Annotated in this window: 17 protein-coding genes; 9 read left to right on the top strand and 8 right to left on the bottom strand. The window is 72.9% G+C overall.

Annotated elements, in window-relative coordinates; all coding sequences use genetic code 11:
• Window positions 1-195 precede the first annotated feature (195 nt).
• Both ABZ910_RS05445 and ABZ910_RS05440 read left to right on the top strand, forming a co-directional pair.
• Entirely contained in the window at window positions 196-1,728 is a 1,533-nt protein-coding gene (locus tag ABZ910_RS05445) for a M1 family metallopeptidase (protein ID WP_361359602.1), read from the top strand.
• 235 nt (window positions 1,729-1,963) lie between these two features.
• Complete coding sequence (locus ABZ910_RS05440) at window positions 1,964-3,952, top strand: peptidoglycan recognition family protein (protein WP_361359599.1); 1,989 nt, start codon at window positions 1,964-1,966, stop codon at window positions 3,950-3,952.
• A 72-nt stretch (window positions 3,953-4,024) separates the two neighbouring features.
• Here the strand turns inward: ABZ910_RS05440 and ABZ910_RS05435 are convergent, their stop codons facing one another.
• Window positions 4,025-4,972 (bottom strand): MIP/aquaporin family protein, encoded by a 948-nt coding sequence (locus tag ABZ910_RS05435; RefSeq protein WP_361359596.1) that lies wholly within the window; start codon window positions 4,970-4,972, stop codon window positions 4,025-4,027.
• A gap of 163 nt (window positions 4,973-5,135) precedes the next feature.
• Window positions 5,136-5,843: a DUF4328 domain-containing protein gene (locus ABZ910_RS05430; protein ID WP_361359593.1), complete on the bottom strand. Its 708-nt coding sequence runs from the start codon at window positions 5,841-5,843 to the stop codon at window positions 5,136-5,138.
• Window positions 5,844-5,944: 101 nt separating this feature from the next.
• Between ABZ910_RS05430 and ABZ910_RS05425 the strand changes: the two genes are divergently transcribed.
• Entirely contained in the window at window positions 5,945-6,574 is a 630-nt protein-coding gene (locus ABZ910_RS05425; RefSeq protein WP_361359590.1) for a LysE family translocator, read from the top strand.
• A gap of 63 nt (window positions 6,575-6,637) precedes the next feature.
• Here the strand turns inward: ABZ910_RS05425 and ABZ910_RS05420 are convergent, their stop codons facing one another.
• Window positions 6,638-7,063: a hypothetical protein gene (locus ABZ910_RS05420; protein WP_361359587.1), complete on the bottom strand. Its 426-nt coding sequence runs from the start codon at window positions 7,061-7,063 to the stop codon at window positions 6,638-6,640.
• A 237-nt stretch (window positions 7,064-7,300) separates the two neighbouring features.
• On the opposite strand from ABZ910_RS05420, the gene ABZ910_RS05415 reads away from it, so the two are divergent.
• On the top strand, window positions 7,301-7,798 hold the full coding sequence (locus ABZ910_RS05415; protein ID WP_361359584.1) for an FxLYD domain-containing protein: 498 nt from the start codon (window positions 7,301-7,303) through the stop codon (window positions 7,796-7,798).
• A gap of 36 nt (window positions 7,799-7,834) precedes the next feature.
• Here ABZ910_RS05415 and ABZ910_RS05410 read toward each other — a convergent pair whose 3' ends face one another.
• A complete protein-coding gene (locus ABZ910_RS05410) occupies window positions 7,835-8,521 on the bottom strand; it encodes a DUF6445 family protein (protein WP_361359581.1) in 687 nt (228 codons plus the stop codon).
• Between the two features lie 396 nt (window positions 8,522-8,917).
• A complete protein-coding gene (locus tag ABZ910_RS05405) occupies window positions 8,918-9,682 on the bottom strand; it encodes a hypothetical protein (RefSeq protein WP_361359578.1) in 765 nt (254 codons plus the stop codon).
• A gap of 245 nt (window positions 9,683-9,927) precedes the next feature.
• On the opposite strand from ABZ910_RS05405, the gene ABZ910_RS05400 reads away from it, so the two are divergent.
• Together ABZ910_RS05400 and ABZ910_RS05395 are read left to right on the top strand one after the other, a co-directional pair.
• A complete protein-coding gene (locus ABZ910_RS05400; RefSeq protein WP_361359575.1) occupies window positions 9,928-10,911 on the top strand; it encodes a nucleoside hydrolase in 984 nt (327 codons plus the stop codon).
• Window positions 10,912-10,964: 53 nt separating this feature from the next.
• Window positions 10,965-12,617, top strand: coding sequence for a glycoside hydrolase family 13 protein (locus ABZ910_RS05395; protein WP_361359572.1), 1,653 nt, complete (start codon window positions 10,965-10,967; stop codon window positions 12,615-12,617).
• A gap of 24 nt (window positions 12,618-12,641) precedes the next feature.
• Here the strand turns inward: ABZ910_RS05395 and ABZ910_RS05390 are convergent, their stop codons facing one another.
• The 3 genes from ABZ910_RS05390 to ABZ910_RS05380 form a co-directional block, all read right to left on the bottom strand.
• Window positions 12,642-13,331 carry a DUF4142 domain-containing protein gene (locus tag ABZ910_RS05390; protein WP_361359963.1) on the bottom strand — a complete coding sequence of 230 codons (690 nt, stop codon included), beginning with the start codon at window positions 13,329-13,331 and terminating at the stop codon, window positions 12,642-12,644.
• Between the two features lie 163 nt (window positions 13,332-13,494).
• On the bottom strand, window positions 13,495-14,556 hold the full coding sequence (locus ABZ910_RS05385) for a hypothetical protein (protein WP_361359569.1): 1,062 nt from the start codon (window positions 14,554-14,556) through the stop codon (window positions 13,495-13,497).
• Between the two features lie 146 nt (window positions 14,557-14,702).
• On the bottom strand, window positions 14,703-15,863 hold the full coding sequence (locus ABZ910_RS05380; RefSeq protein WP_361359566.1) for a PP2C family protein-serine/threonine phosphatase: 1,161 nt from the start codon (window positions 15,861-15,863) through the stop codon (window positions 14,703-14,705).
• 114 nt (window positions 15,864-15,977) lie between these two features.
• On the opposite strand from ABZ910_RS05380, the gene ABZ910_RS05375 reads away from it, so the two are divergent.
• The 3 genes from ABZ910_RS05375 to ABZ910_RS05365 all read left to right on the top strand — a co-directional run bounded on the left by ABZ910_RS05375 (window position 15,978) and on the right by ABZ910_RS05365 (window position 18,792).
• A complete protein-coding gene (locus ABZ910_RS05375) occupies window positions 15,978-16,421 on the top strand; it encodes a hypothetical protein (protein WP_361359563.1) in 444 nt (147 codons plus the stop codon).
• A 312-nt stretch (window positions 16,422-16,733) separates the two neighbouring features.
• Complete coding sequence (locus ABZ910_RS05370) at window positions 16,734-17,654, top strand: hypothetical protein (protein ID WP_361359560.1); 921 nt, start codon at window positions 16,734-16,736, stop codon at window positions 17,652-17,654.
• A 211-nt stretch (window positions 17,655-17,865) separates the two neighbouring features.
• Window positions 17,866-18,792, top strand: coding sequence for an endonuclease/exonuclease/phosphatase family protein (locus ABZ910_RS05365; RefSeq protein WP_361359960.1), 927 nt, complete (start codon window positions 17,866-17,868; stop codon window positions 18,790-18,792).
• Window positions 18,793-18,802 lie beyond the last annotated feature (10 nt).

Raw genomic sequence — 18,802 nt, 5'->3', positions numbered from 1 at the left:
CTCTTGGTGACATAGTTCCGCCATGGAGATCACGACCGTCGGCAGCCGCGTCGGTCGCGCAGGGGCGCGGCGCGTGGCGCTCCTGGGCTGTCAGGTGCGCTTGGGCCGCAAGGTGGCCCGCCGGGTCCGCACGGGCCGGGAGATGCGCGAAGTCCGCCGGGCCCACAGGGGCCGCAACGCTCGCCGGTCCCCACGGTGAAGGCCGCGCCCGCGCGCCGCCCCCCGCGCCCCACCGCCCGCCTGGCCCTCACCCTCGCCGCTGCCGCGGCCGTCGGCGTCGTCGGCACCCTGACCCACGAACGGCACCGCACGCCCCCCGGCCCCGCCCGCCCCGGCCCCTCCGCCGCCGCTCCGGTGCACGCCACCCCCGGCTCCCCGGGCATCGGTGACCCGCTCATGCCGCTCGACGGCAACGGGGGTTACACGGTCCGCCACTACACGCTGGACTTCGACTGGCGGGCGCCGCGCACGGCCTTCGACGCCGGAGTCACCATCAGCGCCACCGCCACCCAGGCCCTGTCCCGGTTCGACCTCGACTTCGCGGGCAACACGCTGCGCACGGTCACCGTCGACGGCGTACCCGCGAAGGCCGTACGCGAGGGGGACGAACTCGTCGTCACTCCGGCGAAGCCGATCCCGCACGGCGCCGCGTTCACCGTGCGGGTCGCCTACCTCGCCGACCCGACGCAACACCGGCACCGCGACGACGCGATCCAGGACTACGGCTGGATGCCCACGGCCGACGGCACCGTGCTCAGTCCGCAGCCCGACGGCGCCAAGATGATCTTCCCGGTGGACGACCACCCCAGCCTGCGGGCTCCGATCACCTTCCATGTCACCACGCCACCCGGCCTCAGCGCGGTGGCCAACGGCCGGCTCGTCGAGCGGAGGCGGCGCCCCGACGGACGGGTGCGGTGGACGTACGACTCCGAGCAGCCGATCGCGGCCCAGCTGGTCCAGCTGGCCATCGGAAGGTTCACGTTCGTCGACAGCACCGGCCCGCGCGGGCTGCCCGTACGGGACGTGGTGCCGACGGGTGATCTGGTCGGCGACACCGAGGCGTACCGTGCGCTCACCTCCGAGCATCTGGCGTGGCTCGAACGGCGGCTCGGCCCCTACCCGTTCCACCGCTACGGCGTCCTGGTCGGCGACACCGACCTGTCGGTCGCGCTGGAGACGCAGTCGCTGTCCGTCGTACCGAGCGCCGACCTGCTGGGCGACCGGGTCGACGCCGAACGCAACCTCGTGCACGAGCTCACCCACCACTGGACCGGCGACAGCGTCGCCATCCGGCGCTGGTCCGACCTGTGGCTGAGTGAGGGTCACGCCCGGTTCTACGAAAGGCTCTATTCCGACGAGCACGGCGGCAGAAGCATCGAGGACGCGATGCGGTCGGCGTACGCACAGCACGAGCAGTGGCGCCGCGACGACGGGGCGCCCGCCGAGCCCGCCGAGGACACCCTGTTCCGGCAGATGCGCTACGACGGCTCGGCCCTGGTGCTCTACGCCCTGCGGGAGAAGGTGGGCGAGCAGGCCTTCGAGCGCATCGAGCGGGCCTGGGTGACGACGTATCAGGGCCGTGTCGCCGGCACCCGGGACTTCATCGCGCTCGCCTCGAAGGTCGCCGGCCGGGACCTGACGCCGTTTCTGACGCCATGGCTGTACGGGGCACACACCCCGCCGATGCCGGGTCACCCCGACTGGCAAGTGGACCCCGTCGTGAACTGAAAGCCAGCCGACACGCCGTCAGAGGGCATGCACTGCGGCCGACCGGGTGGCCTGTGCCGGACCACTGGTCCACGCCGGTGACGGTTGGCGCGACGTGGCGCCCGGGGCACGGAAACGTACGAGGGGTGGGCGTGACGCGAGGGGCAACCCTTCTCCGCTGGTTGAACCCTGTCCGAGCCCTGGCTGGATCCCGGCCGAATCCTGGTTCCGACGAGCATGGTTGGAGACGCCCGCGATGAGAAGACCTGTCGCCCCCCGTATCCGCAGCGCCGTACGCGGGCACCGCTGGATGATCGGCGTAACGGCGTCGGCGGCGCTGCTGCTGCCCCTGCTGCTCGGACCGTCCGACGACGACGTGGCGCCCGACGAGCGCCTGGAGCACGACTTCACCTCCGCCGCGGACGAGTACCACGTCCCGCACAGCGTGCTCATGGCCGTCGCCTACCAGCAGTCGCGCTGGGACTCCCACATCGGCGTCCCGAGCGTCAGCGGCGGCTACGGCCCGATGCACCTGGTGGACACGCGCGCGGCCGGAATCCGGGACGACGGCGCCCAGGCGCTCGCGGGAGCGCCCGCGGGAGCGCCCACGGCGAACGGGGGCAAGGCCGCGCTCCCCCCGGCCGAGCGGCCGACCGACCTGCGCCGGGCCGCCCGTCTGATCGGCACCCCGGCGGCACGCCTGCGCACCGACACCACCGCCAACGTGCGCGGCGGCGCGGCCCTGCTGGCGGCGACACAAAGACAGCTCGGCAAGCAGCTCAGCGCGGACCCGGCGGACTGGTGGGAGACGGTGGCGCGGTTCGCCGGCGCGGAGGACAACGAGTCGGCGGCGACGTACGCGAACGACGTCTTCACGACGATCCGTCAGGGTGCCACGCGCACCACCGACACGGGCCAGCACATCACCCTCACCGCCAGCCCGGGCGTGCGCCCGCACACCGTGATGCTGCGGGACACCCAGCGGCCGAAGCAGGTCGAGTGCCCCCCGGAGCTCACCTGCTCCTGGCTCAGCTCGCCGCACGTCAAGATCGACGACGAGGCGTACGGCAACCACGACCTGGCCGACCGGCCCAGGGACCAGAAGATCGAGTACATCGTCATCCACGACACCGAGGCGACCCTGAGCTCCATGCTCCAGACCATCCAGGTGCCGACGGAGCCGTCCTGGCACTACTCGATCCGCTCCAAGGACGGCCACGTCACCCAGCACGTCAGGACCAAGGACGAGGCCTGGCACTCCGGCAGCCAGTTCGTGAACGACCGCTCGATCGGCGTCGAGCATGAAGGTTTCCTCAAGCAGCCCGACGCCTGGTACTCGGAGCGGATGTACCGCGCCTCGGCCCGCCTGGTGCGCTACCTGGCGAAGAAGTACGACATCCCGCTCGACCGGCAGCACATCATCGGCCACGACAACGTGCCCGCCCCGACCGCCTCCACCATCCCCGGGATGCACGAGGACCCCGGCCCCTTCTGGGACTGGCGGCACTACTTCGACCTCCTCGGCGCGCCCCTGCGCGCCACGGCCGGCGCGGACAGCGACATGGTGACCGTGCTGCCGGACTACAAGACCCACAGCCCGGTGTTCACCGGCTGCGTCAAGGAGGGTGAGCGGTGTGCGACGCACGGCTCCAGCGCCGTCCGCCTGCACACCGAGCCGGCCGACGACGCCCCGCTGATCCAGGACCCGGGCAGGCATCCGGAAGGCGACGACTCCACGGACGGCGTGAGCGACCTGGGATCGCGGGTCTCCGCGGGCCAGCAGTTCGCGGTGGCCGACCGCAGCGGCGACTGGACGGCCATCTGGTTCCAGGGCGAGAAGGCCTGGTTCAAGAACCCGAAGAACCGTCCGACGGCCGTCGGCGCCTCCGGCCGGATGGTGACGCCGAAGGAGGGCCTGGACGAGATCCCGGTGTTCGGGCGTCCGCTGCCGGAGGAGAGCGCCTACCCGGAGGGCATCGCGGTGCAGTACGAGTCACCGCTGCCGTACGAACTCGGCGAGGGCCAGCGGTACGTGACGGGCGGCAGCCTGGTCGGCTCCTACACCGACCGGTCGGCCTTCGACACCACACCGAGCCCGGTGGTGGACGGCACGGAGGAGTACTACGAGATCCAGCTCGGCCACCGGCTCGCCTACGTCCGGGCGAGCGACGTGGACGTGGTGAACTCCCAGGGCTCCCCGGTCGCGGCGGCGCCCACGAAGACCGGGCGGACCGCACGGCCCTGATCTCCGGCCCGAAGATCCGGACCTGAGCCGGCCCCCCTGCTCCTCCTGTCCCTCCTGCCCCTCCTGTTCCCCCTATTCCTCCTGAGTGGTCGTCACCGGCCTGGTCCGGCCGGGCTCCGGGAGTTCGCCCTGGCGGGCGCGGACGTACAGGACGTCGCCGATGAACAGGTCGTACACCAGCACCCCGACCACCCCGCCGATCAGCGGGCCGACGAGGGGGATCCAGAAGTAGTTGCTGAACGACCCGGGTTCGGTGCCCGGAAAGGCCAGTGACTTCCAGCCGACGAGCCAGGTGACCAGGCGCGGACCGAAGTCACGGGCCGGGTTGATGGCGTATCCCGCGTTCGCCCCGAAGGACATGCCGATGGCGGCGACCGCGAACCCGATCAGCAGCGGGCCGAGGTTCGACTGCACCGCCAGGTTGTGCAGGTCGATGAGGGCCACGACGAACATGACCAGGAAGGCGGTGCCGACGATCTGGTCGATCAGCGGCCCCCAGATGCCACCGTGGAAGTACGACGCCGGGAAGGTGGCGAAGATCGAGAACGTGGCCAGCGTGTGCCCGCCCGTCTTCGGCGCCTTCACGGCCTGCTCGTACGCGTTGATCGCGTCGTGGTAGACGCCGTAGACCAGCGCCGCTCCGACGAAGGCACCCGCGAACTGCGCCACCCAGTACGGCAGGACCTTGGCCCAGGGGAACTTGCGCCGCACGGCGAACGCCAGCGTCACCGCCGGGTTGATGTGCGCGCCGCTGACCCCGCCGGCCACGTAGATACCGAAGACCACGGCCAGGGCCCAGCCCCAGGTGATCAGCAGCCAGTCGCCGGCGGCGAGGAAGATCGTCGTGGGCCCCTCGGTACGGCCCGAACCCGGCAGCGCCACGACCGCGGTCGCGACCACACCGCAGCCGAAGGAGGTCAGGACGAACGTCCCGAGGAACTCGGCCAGGCATTCGCCGAGCAGACCCCCACGGCTTCTGAGCCGTGAGGGCGAGATCAGGGGAGCGATTTCCACTGCCATCGTGACCCCCTTGAGGGTGCAGACCGGTGAACTTCACCATCCCGGTGAACATCACCATCGTGTGGCGCACAAATGAGGTTCCGCCACCGCAGTCACGGCAGGCAGATCTGTTGACCGCAGGCACAGCTGTCAACAGCAGCCCCTGCGGTCACCGGCGCGGCTGTCACGCCGCCTCGGGCCCCTGGAGGTCGGGTGCCGGGGCCGTCCAGGTCGCCGCCCGCTCCTGCTGCGCCGCGGTGACGGCGCGGACGACGAAGACCGCGGCCACGGCGGCGCCCACGACGGCCGCGTCGTACGCGAGCAGCAGCCACACGCCCGAGTAGGCACGCGCGACGAGTTCGTCGGGGGAGTCGGTGTGCCCGGCTCCGATCCCGACGCCGACCCCGCTCCCCAGGCCGACCAGCCACAGGGCCCACCACACGTTCAGCGCGGTCGGCAGCCGCCTGCCCGGCGCGCTCGCCCGGTAGGCGTCCGCGACGAGCCCGCGCGGCACCCACAGGTTCGCGATCGGCAGGACCCAGCCCAGGTAGACCCAGAACCCCGGGTACCGCGGCCGCTCGCGCGACAGGGCCACCCCGTTGTCCCGGACCCGCCACAGCCACGCCACGAACACGAAGCCGCACAGCAGCACGACGCCATGGCTGACGGCCGTGACGACGTGGTACGCGTTCTCGAGCGCGGTCAGCGGGCGGTGCCAGCCGCCGCCCTGGTCCGGCGGCCCCGACGCCGGCTGTCCCGCCATGGCCAGCCGGACCTCCCACACCGCCCGGGCCGCCCAGGCGGCACCGGCGAGGATCAGGGCGGCGACCGAGCAGTCGGCGGCTCGCCGCACCGGTCGCAGGAGAGGATGGCGCGCTATGTGATCGTCCACGCGGGCATCCTGCCCCAACCGGCGCCGGAGGAAGGGCGGGAGGCGGAAGAAGAGCGGGAAAGGGTATTGCGGGCGCCTGGGCGGCCCCGGATGCTGACCCGATGCTGACTTCCTTCGCCGCGTTCGTCGGAGCGGCCTTCCTGATCGCGATGGTTCCGGGGCCGAGTACGGCCGTGATCCTGCGCCGGGCGGTGGTGAACGGCCGCGGCACCGGCATGGCCACGGTCCTCGGCAACGAGTGCGGGGTCCTGCTGTGGGGCCTCGCCGCGGCCTTCGGGCTCTCCGCCGTGCTGCTGGCCTCCCAGGTCGCCTACGACGCGATGCGCATCTTCGGCGCCGCGGTGCTGGTGTGGATGGGGGCACGCGCACTGTGGCAGGCGCGGCGGAGCGGCGGTACTGGCACGGACGAGGAGGCGGAGGAGGCTCCCGCCGTGTCCCGCCGCCGGGCCTGCCGGCAAGGTCTGGTCACCAACTTCGCGAACCCCAAGGCGGGTGTGTTCGCGGTGTCCTTCCTGCCGCAGTTCGTGCCCCACGGCGCCCCGGTCCTGCCGATGCTGATCGCCTTCTCGGTGATCTGGGCCGTCGTCGACCTGATCTGGTACGTGCCGCTGGTGTGGCTCGCCGGGCGGGCCCGGGGCCTGCTGCGCCGGCAGTCCGTCAGGCGCCGTATGGAGCAGATATCCGGGACGGTCCTGGTCGCCCTGGGGCTGCGCCTGGCCCTCCAGCCGTAGGGAGGGCCTTCGGCCGGAGGGCGGCGCCTGCGCGGGGGACCGGCTTTGCGCGCCTTACGCGCTTTACACGGTGGATCCGGGCGCGGGCCGGTACACCGCCAGGGCCCAGATGATGAAGACGTCGATGGCGATCATGATGAACGACCAGATCGGCGCGTACGGCAGGAACAGGAACTGGGCGATGAGGCTCAGGGACGCGAGGACGATGCCGAGGACCCGTGCCCAGTCGAAGCCCTTGAGGATGCCCGCGCCGACGACGACGGCGATGACGCCCACGATCAGCACGATGATGCCCCAGCCGGTGAGGCTGACCTTGTAGACGTAGATGCCGATGCGGGCCCACACATCGTCCGCGGCGATCGCGGATATGCCCTGGAAGATGTGGAGAATGCCGTTGACCAGCAGGAGGACGCCGGCGAAGACGGCCCCGCCGGTCGCCCAGTCGTTGCGGTGGTCATGCGGCTGGATCGGTTGCGTCTGCTGTGCCATGGCGTGCCTCCGCGGGTCCCGTGCGCGGACCGTGCCGCGCCGTGCCGGTCAGTGACGTGTCGCGTTTACGACGATCCGGCTCGGGCCGGGCCCGCACCACGGGGATTAGGCCATTCGGGTGATGTCGGCATGCGGCCTCGCGGCTTCGGCTCTTGACTGGGGCGAGGACCGAAGCGTGGGACCGCGGTGCACGACGGACGCGCACGGCGGACGCGCGGAACGTGGAGGCGGAGCGGAATGGCCGGTTACCGAATGCGCGCGGCGACGGCCGCGACCGTGGCCGCGCTCGCGGCACTCCTGGGGCTGAGCGGCTGCTCCGACAACAACACCCCGTCGTCCTCCGCCGCCAGCAAGGCGGCGTCGGCGGCGTCGGCCGCCTCCTCGCTCGCCTCGAAGGCCGGAGAATCGGCCGCGTCGGCGAGCGCGGAGGCGCGGCGGCGCCTCGACGAGGTGAAGAACGGCGTCAACGCCAAGGGCGAGGTCGCGCTGGGCACACCGGGCACCGGCTCCGGCGGACATGCCACCGTCGAGGTCACGGCCCACAACACGGCACGCTCGACCAAGTCCTTCGCCGTACAGGTCGATTTCACGGACGCGAGCGGCAACCTCCTCGACGCGACCGTCGTCACGGTCAAGGACGTACCGGCCGGCGGCAAGGCCAAGGCCACCGCCAGCAGCACGCGCAAGCTGTCGGGCGAGGTGAAGACGGACGTGGCGCGGGCGCTCCGGTACTGATCCCGACTCCCGGGTGTCGCACGGGGGTTTACGCCCTCAGGCCATCCAGAAGAAGACCGCCGTCATCCGCTTCTCCTCCAGTGTCCGGCCGGAGTAACCGGTCGCGCTGTGCACCAGGTTGGCGTTGTAGAGCAGCAGGCGGTTGCACTTGTGCGGGACCCGTACGTCCTCCTCGAACGCGTCCGGCGCCACGAAACGCGTCCCCAGGGCCTCGACGAGGTTGTTGTGCGGGGCCTGGACGACATTGCCGCCGAGGCGCCCGCCGGGCAGCGACTGCCGGAAGAAGCTCGTCCCGCAGTCCTTGGGCACGCCGGGGTTGAGATAGAGCACGGCGGCGTACCGGCACAGGGCGCGCGAGTCGGTGTGCGGGCGCGGCTCGCTCTCCCCCTCGCCCACGACCTGGACGCAGTTGTGGTTGAGGGTGCCGCCGCCGGGCGCCCGCTGCACCCACAGCTCCTTGGCTCCCGTCGCCTTCTTCACCAGCCGCTCGACACGGGCGAGTTCACCCGGCTCCAGCCCCGGCATGGCCCGCAGCCCCGGCCAGCTCTCCTGCGTGTACGGGTACCCCTCGACCCAGTCGTCCTTGGCGAGACACCGCTCGCGTACGGCGTCCACGTCGGACAGAGCGTCGTCCAGGACCCAGTAGTCGCGGCCCTTGGTGGGCTTGCGGTAGGGCAGGACGGGAAGCGCGGTGGGGACCCTGGGGGGCGGCTGTGGGGGCATGTGACCCAACGTAGGTCGGGGCTTCATCTGCTCTCGCCCACCAACTGGTCAACATTTCATCAACCGTTGTACGGGACCTGCGGCACGCCCTGGGATGCCGGTCTGCCCGGACCTTCGGCCGCTCGCGCCGGGCTCACGTTCGCCGCCGTGATCAGGGCGACCGCGGCCACCACGGCTGCGATCAGGCCCCTGGCGGTGGGGGTCCCCCCGAGGGAACGGAGTCGGGAGCGGGGAACTGCGGCGGTCCGTCCGTAGCGTGCGGCGGTGCGTCCGAGCACGGCAACCTCGCAACAACAGCGACGTGTTCAGCATGCCTTGATGCGCCGCTCAACCTAGGGGCTCCGCAAGCCCACCGGCAAGGGGAACAGGGGGCGTCGGAGGCGGCCGAGGGCGGAATCAGGCCTGGGCCCGGCCCGTCTCCCGGACCTGGGTCAGGCGCCGGATGCCGAGTTCGAGGGCCTGGCGGGGGACGTCCGCGGGCGGTGTGCCGAGGGCGCCGTCGGTCAGGACGATCGTGTCGTCACCGACGCGCACGGCCGCGACGTCCAGCGTGAGCGTGACGGGTGCGCCGTCCTCGGTCATGTCCTCCAGACCCTTCACCGTGACCCGCAGGGCCTCGCGCGCGTCCCCGAACCGCGGCAGCGCGATCTCGGTGACCTGGACGTCCTGCCGGCCCACGGCGGTCGTGGCCGCCGTGAACTGGGCGCACGTCTGCGGCAGCGTCTTCAGCCAGGCCAGCGTGCGGTCCACGTCCGCCGGGCGCCGGGTGGCGACCTGGTAGCGGAGCTGGGCTTGGTCGTCGCCGTCGTCGAGCGCGGTCACGGCGTACGTCCCGGGCGGCTCGCCGAACAGCTCGTCGGCGTACAGCCCGTCGAGGAGCTGCTGGCAGGCGGGGGCGTCGGTGGACGCCTTGAGCAGCGTGTCCCGCCAGGTCGCGGCCCCGCCGGTCGGCCCCCACGGCACCCCGAGATCGGCCTCGGTGATCAGCGCGGCCCGTGCCTGTGCCTCGGTGAGGGCGGCGGAGTGCCCCGTGGTCTCGGGAGCCGCGGAGACCGCGCCCGCCGGACGGTCCGGCCCAGAGCCCAGACACCCGGAGACACCGAGCAGGACGGCGAAGGCACCGGCGGAAACGGTGAGGAGGCGGGCCTGGGGGAGGGACATGGCGGGAGGCCTCCTGATGCGGTGCCGACGGCGGTGGCGGTGGCGGTGGCGATCTACGCCCTTACAGCATCACCGCGCGGGCCAGGCCACCAGCGCGGCGGGCCGTCCGGGTGAGAGACACCGGGAGCCGCCGAAACCGCCCTCCGCGGCGGGCCGCCGCATAAGGTCGGCCGGGGGACACCAGGGGAGAGAAGACCAGGGAAGAGTCGCAAGGGACCGAGGGACCGGAGCTAAGGAGCCCCGCAGTGACCGACCGGACGAGCATCCCCGTGATCATCGACTGCGACACCGGCGTCGACGACGCCCTGGCGCTGCTCCTCGCCGTACGCCACCCCGCACTGGACCTGCGCGCCGTCACCTGTGTCGCCGGGAACACGGACGTGGACGGGGTGGTCCGCAACACCCTCACCGTGCTGGAACAGGCGGGCGCGCCTGCCATCCCCGTCGCCCGCGGTGCCGAACGGCCGCTGGTCGAACCGCCCCGCTCCGCCCGGCACGTGCACGGCGAGGACGGGATGGGCGACCTCGGCCTGCCCGCGCCGAACCGCGCACCGGCCGACGTGGACGCGGTCACCCTGCTGCGCCGCGAGATCCTCGCCTCGCCGCGACCGGTCACCCTGATCCCGACCGCCCCGCCCACCAACATCGCGCTGCTGCTGCGCACCCACCCCGAGATCACCCGCAACATCGAGCGGATCGTGTTCATGGGCGGCGCGGCGGCCACCGGGAACGCCACACCGGTCGCCGAGTTCAACGTCTGGCACGATCCGGAGGCGGCCGCGATCCTGCTCACCGCGGGGGTGCCGATCACCATGTACGGGCTCGACGTGTTCACGCGGGTCGCCGTGCCGGGAGCGGACGTACGACGGCTGCGCGCGAGCACGGAACCGGGCGCCCGGCTGGCCGGCGAGCTGCTGGCCCACCGCCCTGCCTCCCCCGAACCCGACGGAGACGACCAGGCCGGCGGACTCGGCGACGCCGGTGCCGTGTGCGCGGTCGCCGACCCGGCCGGACTCACGACCCGTCCGCTGCCCGTCGAGGTCTGCCTCGCCCCCGGCCCGGCGCGCGGCCAGACGATCGTCGACCGGCGGCCGCGCCCCGGCGAGTCGGAGATCCACGAGGGCGGACGCGAACGGCCGCTCGTCGACGTGGCGTTGGACGTCGACGTGGAGCGGTACGTGAGGCTCTATCTGGAGACGGTGGCTGGACAGCGGGGCCACGAGGGGTAGGTGTCCGTCTGTCCTGCGGGGCGTGTCCTCGAAGTCGTTGAAAAGGAGTGCGCGTGACCGACCTCTCGTCCAGGAACCCCGACTGGTGGCGGCAGGCCGTCGTCTACCAGGTCTATCCGCGCAGCTTCGCCGACGCCGACGGCGACGGGCTGGGCGACATCAAGGGCATCACCGAACGCCTGACGCACCTGAGCACGCTCGGCGTCGACGCCCTGTGGCTCAGCCCGTTCTACCCCTCCGCGCTCGCCGACGGCGGCTACGACGTGGCCGACCACCGCGACGTCGACCCGCGCCTGGGCACCCTGGACGACTTCGACGCGATGGTCGCCGAGGCGCACCGCCTGGGCCTGAAGGTGATCGTCGACATCGTGCCCAACCACACCTCGGACCAGCACCCCTGGTTCCAGGAGGCGCTGCGGGCGGGGCCCGGCTCACCGGCCCGCGACCGCTACGTCTTCCACGCGGGGCGGGGCGTGAACGGTGAACTCCCGCCCACCGACTGGCCGTCGGTGTTCGGCGGCAGCGCCTGGCGCCGGGTCCCGGACGGCGACTGGTACCTGCACCTGTTCGCCGCCGAGCAGCCCGACCTCGACTGGGACAACGAGGAGGTCCGCGCCGACTTCCGCACCACGCTGCGCTTCTGGTCCGACCGGGGCGTCGACGGCTTCCGCGTCGACGTGGCGCACGGCCTGGCCAAGGACCTCACCGAGCCGCTCCGGGACATCGGCGACCTGGCCGCCACCGGCGAGGACGCGCTCGACCACGTGGCGCCCGGCACGCATCCGTACTGGGACCGCGACGAGGTTCACGAGATCTACCGCGACTGGCGCAAGGTCTTCGACGCCTACTCCCCGCCGCGCACCGCGGTCGCCGAGGCCTGGGTGCCCGGAGCCCGCACCGCGCTGTACGCCCGCCCGGACGAACTGGCCCAGGCCTTCAACTTCCCCTATCTGCAAGCACACTGGGACGCGGACGAGCTGCGCGGGACGATCACCGACGCCCTGTCCGCGGCCCGCACCGCCGGGGCCTCCGCCACCTGGGTGCTCTCCAACCACGACGTCATCCGCCACGCATCCCGCCTCATGCTGCCGCCCGGCACGGACGACAACGCCTGGCTGCTGTCCGAAGGCCGCGTGCCGCGGATCGACGAGGAGGCCGGCCTGCGCCGGGCGCGGGCGGCGACGCTGCTCATGCTGGCGCTGCCCGGATCGTCGTACCTCTACCAGGGCGAGGAGCTGGGCCTCCCCGAGGTCGTCGACCTGCCCGCCGCCGCCCTGCAGGACCCGGTCTGGGCGCAGACGGGCCACACCCGCAAGGGGCGCGACGGCTGCCGGGTGCCGCTGCCGTGGACGACGAGCGGTCCGTCGTACGGCTTCGGGGCGGGCGGCGCGTGGCTGCCGCAGCCGGCGCCCTTCGCGTCGTACGCCGTCGAGGCCCAGGCGGGTACGGTGGGCTCGACCCTGGAGCTCTACCGCACGGCCCTGCGCCTGCGCCGCAAGCTGCTGGAGGGCGAGCGGCTGACGTGGGCCGAGGACGGCCTGCCCGGCATCCTGCACTTCGCGCGCTCGGAGGGCTGGCGGTGCGTCACGAACCTGTCGGACGCGCCGGTGCCGCTCCCGTCGGGCGAGGTGCTCCTGAGCAGCGCGCCGCTGCCGGAGCCGGGCGGCAGCCTGCCGGCGGACACGACCGTGTGGCTGGGAGCCTGACCGCGCGGCCGCCGTCCGCGGCCCTCACCCCACCGTCGGGGTGGGCGAGGTCCCCGAGCCCGCCGGCGGGGTGAGGACCACCTCTGGCTGGCCCGGGGGCGGCGGGGGCGGGGTCAGGTCCGAGGTCGGCAGTTTCGGCGGGGTGGTCTGCTGGAACAGGGTCTGGTCGAAATCGACCAGACCCGTCTTCTCCATGACCGAGATGTGGTCGAGAACCGTGTTGTTGGCCTGGTCCGCCAACGCCCGCACCAGTGTGTTCTTGGTGGTGGACCGGATCTTCGCGACCGTGTTGAAGATCGAACCGTGCGTCATGCGCAGGATGTTGGCGAAGTCCTTGTCGAACTGCTTGCCCTGGTCCGCGGCCAGCGTCCTGACGAAGCCCTGCTGCTGCGGGCTCGCCACGTTGGGGAGGGTGACGTTGAGCATGGGGGCGATCCGGCGGCAGGTGGCGTCCAGCGCCGCGTGCCCGGCGATCAGATGCCGTCCCGCGGTGAGGACGGCCTTGGAGGTCCCCTTCTTCAGCGCCATCTGCCCCACGGGGTACTCCCACAGCCCCGCCGCCCGCACCTTGACCACGAAGTCCCGGTCCCCCTCGGTCAGCGGTCCCCACTGGGTCTGGGCGATGACCCGCGACTGGTCCGTCGACACGGTGGTCAGGCCGAGCATGCTCGGGTAGGCGAGTGCCGCGAGGGTCACGGTCAACGCACCGCCCACGAACAGAGTCCCCAACGCGTTCCGCGAAAAGCGCACCGTGCCTCCTGCCCGGTCGTGAATCCCGCCCACGGGCGGTTCGGCCACACACCAGTACGGATACGGCAGCCGGATCACTCAGGTGATCCGGTAAAGAGTCGGCCGGGTCGAGTGCCGGCGGCCGGACTCAGCTCTGCGTGTGGAGCTGGCGCAGCTGCCGCTGGACATGACCCAGGGCGCCCTGCTTCCGCCCCGGCACCCGCAGCCTCAACTCCGCGAGCGCGGAGCCGAGTTCGCGGGCGCTCGCCGTGTCCTGGATGAGCCCCCACTGGTGGTGGGCCCGGTCCACGGCCGACTCCACGGGGGGCGCGTCCGCGGCCTGCCCCGCGGCCAGCCGGGCCCCGGCCACCGTCAGCCAGGTGCGGCAGCTGCGCACCGGATCACCTGCGAACATCGCGAGATCCGCCCGGACTTCGGCCCAGTGCAGCGCGTCCTCGGAGCCCGGTCCGTGCGCGCGCACCGCGGCCTGCTCCCACTGCGCGGCCAGCGAGTCGGCCTCGGCGTGCCGCCCGGCCTGCACGGCACCGGCGATCACCGCGTGCGGGTCACCGGCGCCCGGCGCCCGCGCGGCCAGCAGGATGTTCGTGGCCGCCTCGGCCGCGATCCGGCCGAGCACCTGCTGGTGCAGCTCCTCCGGCGGCGGCCGGTGCCCGCTGCGCAGCATCGTCGCCACCGTCTTCATGTACGACGGCACGGCGGGGCCGCGGCGGGCGGGAGGCGGCGGCGCGATCCGGCCGTAGACGGCGTTGTCGCGGCCCGAGTCGAGGGGATGCGCCCGCAGATGGTCCCAGGCCTCGGCGTCGGCATGCAGGTCGACCACGAGCGTGGTCGCGCCGGCCGGGCGCAGCCGCAGCTCCTCGCGGATCCAGTGCCAGGGGAACGCCGTGTAGCGGACGGTCGCCGGGGTGGTGCGGGCCAGCGCCAGATGGGGAAGACGCTGTCTGCGGTCGAGCTGGAGCTGCCCGGTGACGAAGACGGTGAGCGGTCCGGGCACGGCCGCGGCGGCACGCAGCCGGGTGAGGACGGCCTGCGGCTCGACGGGGTCGGCGAGTTCGACCACGTTGGCGGTGTCGGTGCCGGAGAGCACGGCCGGGGAGACGGCCGCGAGGACGGGAAGCACGGAGGCCGCGTCCACCAGTCGCCCCCGGCCCGCCGGCGACGCGGCCAGCAGCAGCACGGTCCCGGGCATCGGCCCTCCCCCTGTCGGTCCTGTGGATCCGGTGGATCCCGTCGGATCGGCCGGTCGCAGGGGTCCCTCCGGTCTCCCGTCGGCCCCGTCGATCACGTCGATCCCGTACGGCAGCACCGTAACCGCTGCCGTCGCCGACGTGGGCGTCAGGCCTGGGAACGGCCACGTACGGGGTCGTCGGCCATCAGCCGCCGTACCGCGAAGACCGTGGTGTCGTCGGTGAGACGACCGCCGCAGTGGGCGAGCGTGCCGTCCCGTACGAAGGTCACGAGCCGCCGGGGCTCGGCCGTGCGCGGGTCCGCCGCGACCGCCCGCGCCACCTCGCGAGCCAGCGGATAGAAGTCCCCGGCCGCGTTCCGGGACTCCGTCACCCCGTCGGTCACCAGGAGCAGGGTCTCGGCGGCGGCCAGCGGCAGGCGGTGCGCCGCCGGGCAGGCGCTGTCCGTGAGCTCGCCGAGGCCGAGCGGGAGACCCTCGCCGACCGGCAGCGGGCGCACACCGCAGGGGGCGACCGCGAGCGGCGGTTCATGGCCGAAGTTGACGATCTCGACCGTGGCCCGGTCGTCGGGGCGGAAGCCGACCAGGACGGCCGTGGCGAAGCGGTCGCAGTCGTCGTCGCCGACGAGGGCGACGAGGTCGCGGTGGCGCAGCATGCGGATCTCCAGGCGGCGCGCGACGGTCGTCAGGTCCGGCTCGTGATAGCCGGCCTCCCGGAAGGTGCTGAGCAGCGCGGCCGCGGCCTCCACCGCGCCCAGGCCCTTGCCCTGGACGTCGCCCAGGAGAACGCGGGTGCCGTGCGGGCCGGGCTGGACGTCGTAGAAGTCGCCGCCCATGCGGGCCTCGGTGTCCGCGGCGAGATAGACGGCCGCCTGGTCCAGGCCGCCCCCGCGCGCCGGCAGCGGACGCAGGACGGTACGGCGGGTGGTGTCGGCGATGTCCCGCATGTGCAGCATGCGGCGCTCACGGCGCAGCCGCAGCGCGCAGGCCAGCACGGCCAGGACCCCGCCGACGGCGACCAGGATGAAGTCGGGCAGCCCGGCCCGGTACTGGTGGGGCCAGATGGTGTCCACGGCGACGTACATGACGATCGAGAGCACACAGAACGCGGTCGTCGTCCCCACCCCGCAGAGCGCGGCGGCGAGTGCGGGCACGACGACGATCCAGGAGACGATCCGGAACTTCTCGCTGGTGTTGATGTCGACCAGACCGATCCCGACGAGCAGCAGCAGCGGAAACACCCACGCGACGCTGTGCCCCCGCACCCGCAGCAGCGGACCGTACCGCCACGGGGAGTCGTCGTCGGTCACGCACCCCAGCGAAGCACGGCGTGACCCGGCCCGCATCCGGGCACCCGACTTGCCAGGCCCCCGCCCCAGGTGTGCTCTGGAGGCGGGGAGAGTCGAGGAGAGAGGAGTGCTCTCATGGCTCAAGCGGCACCCGCGACGGGTGGTGGTGCGACCCGGCGCGGCCCTCTGCCCGACGTCTTCAGCGAGCGCACCCACGCCGTCGCCCGGGTGGTGTGGCCCGTCTTCCTCGGGCTCGTCTACGGCTACTGGGCCGCGGCCAACAGCCGCGACGGCGGCCCCATCACCGGCTGGAACCTGCTGCTCGGCTTCGTGTCCGCGTTCGTGTTCGCGGCCCTGTACATGGTCCTCCAGGCGCTGGGCCCCCACATGAGGCGCGAGGTGCACGCGGTGGTGTGGTCCGCCTTCGCGGGCATCGCCTTCGGCTTCCTGTTCAGCCAGACCGGCGCCGCCGTGCTGCGCTGCGCGGGCACGGCGCTGGCCGTCGCGGTGGGCTTCTTCCTTGTGCTGTTCTACCGCTACTACACGCACGAGGACGCGGAGGGCCACCGGGTCGAGTGACGCGGGCGCACGCGTGGGCCCCGGCACGCATGCCGGGGCCCACGCGCTCCCCTGTTCCCTCCTTCACCAACCGCCGAGCCCGCTCCACAGACTCGACGGCGTTCACACGCCCCTCGAAGCCCACAAGAACCTTCAGAACCAGGAAACACCCGTTCGGGTGAACCCTCCACCGGAGAGCGAACGGCCCGGCTGTCGAGGCGAGGCCCAGGAGACCGACCGGGTGACACCCGTCCGGCTGGTTTTCCGCCGTATCTCGCCCCGAATGCAGTCGTGCCGCTCGCACGCCCCGCGCCGAGCCCCTTGGCTGGAAGAGTGCCCTCACGCCTCCGGAGCGCCGCCGCCGCGGCGCTGATCGCCCTGTCCTGCCTCCTCGTGCCGTTCGGCGCACTGGCGGCCTGGGCGGCGTACGGGCTCGCCGACACCGGGCGGTACGTCACGACGATGGCGCCGCTCGCCGCCGACCCGGACGTACGCAACGCCGTCGCGGACACCGTCGGCGCCGACATCATGCGCGAGGTCGGCCACCGGGTCGACACCGGCCCGATGCGGGGCACCATGGGCCCCTTCGTGCACGACGCGGTGCACTCCTTCACCCAGACCCGGGCCTTCCGACTCGCCTGGGACGCGGGCAACCGGATCACGCACGACGCCGTACTGCGCGCGCTGCGCGCCGAGGACGCCGCGGACGCGCTTCACGAGCAGCCGGTCACCGTCGACCTCGCCCCCGTCGCCGCCCAGGTCAAGGCCCAACTCACCCAGGACCATGTGCCGCTCGCGGCCCGCATCCCGGTCGAGCACACCGCCGTCGCCGTGCTTCCGGCCCGGGAGCTGGCCCTGCTCCGGAAGGGGTTCGACGTGCTCGAGATCGCCGGTTTCTGGCTTCCCGTGGCGTCCGTCGTCTTCGCCGTCGCCGGGATCGCCCTCGCCGTCCAGCGCCGCCGCGCGGTTACCGCGACCGCCCTCGGCACCGCCCTGGGCGGCGCGCTGCTCGGCCTCTTCGTCGCCGTCGGCCGCCGCCTCACTCTCGCCGGCCTGCCCGCCGGCGTCCCCCACCCGGCCGCGGGCGTGGTCTACGACGCCCTCACGGCCACCCTGCGCACGGTCTCCTGGCTGCTGCTGGGCCTCGGCCTCACCGTCGCCCTGATCACCTGGCTCACCCGGTACGTCCGCGTCCTGCGCCTGGCCCGGCGCCGCCGCGCGTCCGCGCCCCCGCCCCCGCGCGCAGGGGTGTGAGCGGGCGCGGACGTCGTGAACGGATACGGAAGTACGGCATCCCGGACGGTCCCGTACGCCCCTGCACTTCCGTACCCTCGTGCCCGTGACCTACCAGCCCGTCCGGGGTTCGGGACCGTCAAAGACGCCCGGGCCATGGCCGTACGACCCGAGCGGGTACCCGGGCGGCGTCGGCCCCGCACGACCCAGGCGAACCGGACGCGGACTCGGCATCGGGTGCGCCGCGCTGCTGCTCGCCGGGGTCAGTGTCATCGTCGGCTGCCGGGCGGCCGGCACCGACGGCAGCACACCCGTCCCTCAGTTGCTCGCCTTCCTGCCCTGGCTGCTGGTGCCGACCGGCGCGGCCCTGCTGTGCGCGCTGCTGGCCCGCTGGTGGACGGGGCTGGTGTGGGGCGTGGCCGCCCTCGGGCTGCTCGCCTGGTTCATCGAGCCGTACGGCAGGATCTCGGAGCCCACCGGCGCCGGCCTGGCCGACGTGCGGGTGCTGACCTCCAACATGGAGTTCGGGCGCGCGACCGCCTCCCTCGTGCCGGAGATCCGGCGCCACCGGCCCGACGTGGTGTTCGTGGAGGAGTGCGCGTACGCCTGCCAGGCCACGCTGGAACGGGACTTCACCGGTACCTATCCGCATCGGCAGGCGGTCAGGGCGGGCGGTTCGCGGGGCTCGCTCATCCTCAGCCGCCATCCGCTCCACGGCACCGCCGGAGTCCCCGGCACCATGGGCATGCCCGGCGCCGTCGCCGACGTGCGCGGACACGACGTACGGTTCCAACTCGCGCACCCCGTGCCCCCGCTGCCCGGTCAGCTCGGCCTCTGGCGCCGGGAACTGGGCCGGCTGCGCGACTTCGCCGCCGCCGACCGGCGGACCCCGACGGTCCTGGCCGGGGACTTCAACGCCTCGCAGGACCACGCCGCCTTCCGCCGCGTCCTCGACACCGGGCTGTACGACGCCGCCCGCCTCGCCGGACGCGACCGCACCCCGAGCTGGCCGGCCCGCACCGCCCGCGTCATCGGCGCCCAGATCGACCACGTCCTGGTGTCCCCGGACTTCTCCGCGCGGCACGCCCGCTTTCTGCGCCTCGCCGACACCGACCACCGCGCGCTGCTCGTCGATCTCACGCTCCACCAGCGCACATGACATCTCCACG

The sequence above is a fragment of the Streptomyces sp. NPDC046805 genome (assembly GCF_040645355.1).
In the GTDB taxonomy this organism is placed as follows: domain Bacteria; phylum Actinomycetota; class Actinomycetes; order Streptomycetales; family Streptomycetaceae; genus Streptomyces.
The sequence above is the reverse complement of the archived record's forward strand: the minus strand, read 5'-3'. Positions and strand labels throughout refer to the sequence as shown.

What these genes read in the sequence shown, in the direction of transcription:
- ABZ910_RS05410 (WP_361359581.1), bottom strand. Translation starts at nt 8,521, where the DNA reads ATGCCCCCACAGCCGCCCCCCAGGGTCCCCACCGCGCTTCCCGTCCTG.
- ABZ910_RS05440 (WP_361359599.1), top strand. Translation starts at nt 1,964, where the DNA reads ATGAGAAGACCTGTCGCCCCCCGTATCCGCAGCGCCGTACGCGGGCAC.
- ABZ910_RS05425 (WP_361359590.1), top strand. Translation starts at nt 5,945, where the DNA reads ATGCTGACTTCCTTCGCCGCGTTCGTCGGAGCGGCCTTCCTGATCGCG.
- ABZ910_RS05420 (WP_361359587.1), bottom strand. Translation starts at nt 7,063, where the DNA reads ATGGCACAGCAGACGCAACCGATCCAGCCGCATGACCACCGCAACGAC.
- ABZ910_RS05385 (WP_361359569.1), bottom strand. Translation starts at nt 14,556, where the DNA reads ATGCCCGGGACCGTGCTGCTGCTGGCCGCGTCGCCGGCGGGCCGGGGG.
- ABZ910_RS05415 (WP_361359584.1), top strand. Translation starts at nt 7,301, where the DNA reads ATGGCCGGTTACCGAATGCGCGCGGCGACGGCCGCGACCGTGGCCGCG.
- ABZ910_RS05405 (WP_361359578.1), bottom strand. Translation starts at nt 9,682, where the DNA reads ATGTCCCTCCCCCAGGCCCGCCTCCTCACCGTTTCCGCCGGTGCCTTC.
- ABZ910_RS05375 (WP_361359563.1), top strand. Translation starts at nt 15,978, where the DNA reads ATGGCTCAAGCGGCACCCGCGACGGGTGGTGGTGCGACCCGGCGCGGC.
- ABZ910_RS05435 (WP_361359596.1), bottom strand. Translation starts at nt 4,972, where the DNA reads ATGGCAGTGGAAATCGCTCCCCTGATCTCGCCCTCACGGCTCAGAAGC.